This window comes from Streptomyces malaysiensis subsp. samsunensis (genome assembly GCF_024519315.1).
Lineage (GTDB): Bacteria > Actinomycetota > Actinomycetes > Streptomycetales > Streptomycetaceae > Streptomyces > Streptomyces malaysiensis.
Genome location: NZ_JANIIC010000193.1, coordinates 1 through 2016, shown reverse-complemented (window position 1 = coordinate 2016; position 2016 = coordinate 1). Strand labels below are relative to the sequence as shown.

Here is a 2016-nt window from a genome sequence, read left to right as displayed (position 1 = left end):
GACGCCGGCGAGCACGAGGTGTGCATCGTCGCCCTGTTGCCAGCCCTCCAGGGCTGATGAAGGCCTGGGGTGTCAGCGGCCGGTCCGGAATCCCGACGTACGGCCAGTTGAGATGTCGCTCTCGGTTTCGGATTGACTGGTTCCTGATGTGGCCGGTCATGTACAGGTGGACGCGATGGGATGCCGGCCAGGTCGGTACCGGGCACAGGCGATCAACTGTCTGCGCAGGCGTCTTGGCCGATGAGTTGTGCCACGCGCTCCATACAGCGCATCCGGGCAGGAGAGAAGTCGTAGGGCATCTTGGTGATCGCCTCCGAGGCGCCCATCTGCGTGTCCTCCTCCTCTGCCAGGTCGGCGTCGTAGGTCTCGAAGAGCTCGTCATCGGCCGCGTCCAGCCCGGCTGCCGTGATGGCCTGCATGAGGGCCATGTGGTGGGTGTATCGCTGTACGGCGATCTCCTCGACGCGCGGGTCATCGGGGTCGACGCCGTCGTCGAGGGCGGCCTCGGCCTCGTCGAGACGGTCCTCCTCGGCCCGTAGGTCGGGATGGGTGGCCAGCAGGATGTACACACCGGCCTGTATCGCGGAGCCGAGCGGACCGAAGATCCGTTCCGTGACCAGCAGGGCCTCCATGTCGGAGGCGCGCAATGCGCCAGGGGGCAGGTGGCTGAGCCGATCCGTCACCAGCTCGGAGAGCAGGCCCTGCGGGCTGCCCACAGCCCGCAGGCGCCCGACGGCCGCGCGCCGACGTTTGATGTCTGCCTCCTGGGCAGCCAGGGATTCCTCCAGTCGGCCCAGGGTCTCCTCGATGTCCCCGGATTCGTCGAAGGCAGCTCGCATGTCGTCCAGACTGATGCCGACCTCCGCCATTCTGCGGATCCACAACAGGCGGATCATGTCGTCGTAGCCGTAGCGGCGGCGGCCGTCTCCACCGCGCTCGGGTTCCGGCAGCAGACCGATCTGGTGGTAGTGGCGGATAGCGCGTGGGGTGGTCCCGGCGAAGGCGGCAGCAGCGCCGATCTTGACCTGGCGGGGCGGTGTGACGGAGGGGTACATCGCAGACGGAGCCTTTCGTGCTGTGGTGCCTCGACGACACCACATGCCGCTACGGCAGGTGCAACAACACACCACCCGGGTTCCACCGACCGCGAGGCCCTGGCCACCGCCGGAACCGATCACTGTGACGAGGCATCCCGCATCCCACTGGCAGACCTGCACCCTCATCCGCCAGCCGTTGTGTGCCACGAATTAACACGCAGAGTGACATCAGCGGCCAGATAACTCCCCAACAAGCGGCCGCCGCTGGGGAATTCCAACTGGCCGCCGACGCCGGTCCTCCCGGGCCGCGATCTGCTGTTGCCAGCCCTCCAGGGCTGATGAGGACGGCCCCGACCACACGGTTACGCCGAACCACAACATCACGTTGCCAACCCTCCAAGGCTGATGAGGACGGCCTGCCGGAGATCCCCTTCGGTCAGCCGGACGCGTTGCGAGCCCTCCAAGGCTGATGAGGACCGGGGGCTGCATCAACCGGCCTGAGCACTGGTGGGAGTTGCCAGCCCTCCAGAGCTGACGAGGACGGCCGGGTACCGCGGCCCCCACGCCTGTGGGTGCCGGGGTTTATGTCACCCGGGCTGACCTGCTGCTTCGGATCTGCCCAGATCTCAGGAGCGGCCAGCCGTTTTGAGGCAGCGTGCTGGTCGTGGTGATACGGCTGATCTACCTGCTCGCCTGCCAGACTTTCCGATGGCTTGCCCTGCTCGCCCGCTCGGATGCCTCGAAGGGCGCAGAGATTTTGATGCTCCGGCATCAACTCGCCATCGCACGCCGTGCCCAGTCACGGCCGCGCTTCTCATGGAGCGACAGGGCCGTCATGGCGGCACTGCTCCGGATCGTCAGCAGGCAGCGCCGCACCCAGGTGGCGTTGCTGGTTTCTCCTCGGTCGGTCCTTCGCTGGCACGCGCGGCTCATCGCCTGGAAATGGACCTACCCATCCCGCCGTCCGGGCCGACCACCC

At 67.1% G+C, this 2016-nt stretch carries 1 protein-coding gene and 1 pseudogene; one reads left to right on the top strand and one right to left on the bottom strand.

Annotated elements, in window-relative coordinates; all coding sequences use genetic code 11:
* Window positions 1–212: 212 nt before the first annotated feature.
* The gene (locus NQU54_RS48395) at window positions 213–1055 is read right to left on the bottom strand and encodes a MerR family transcriptional regulator (RefSeq protein ID WP_257636629.1); all 843 of its coding nucleotides are present in this window, start codon (window positions 1053–1055) and stop codon (window positions 213–215) included.
* 637 nt (window positions 1056–1692) lie between these two features.
* Here NQU54_RS48395 and NQU54_RS48390 point away from each other — a divergent pair.
* Window positions 1693–2016: pseudogene (locus tag NQU54_RS48390) on the top strand (integrase); the annotation flags it as partial.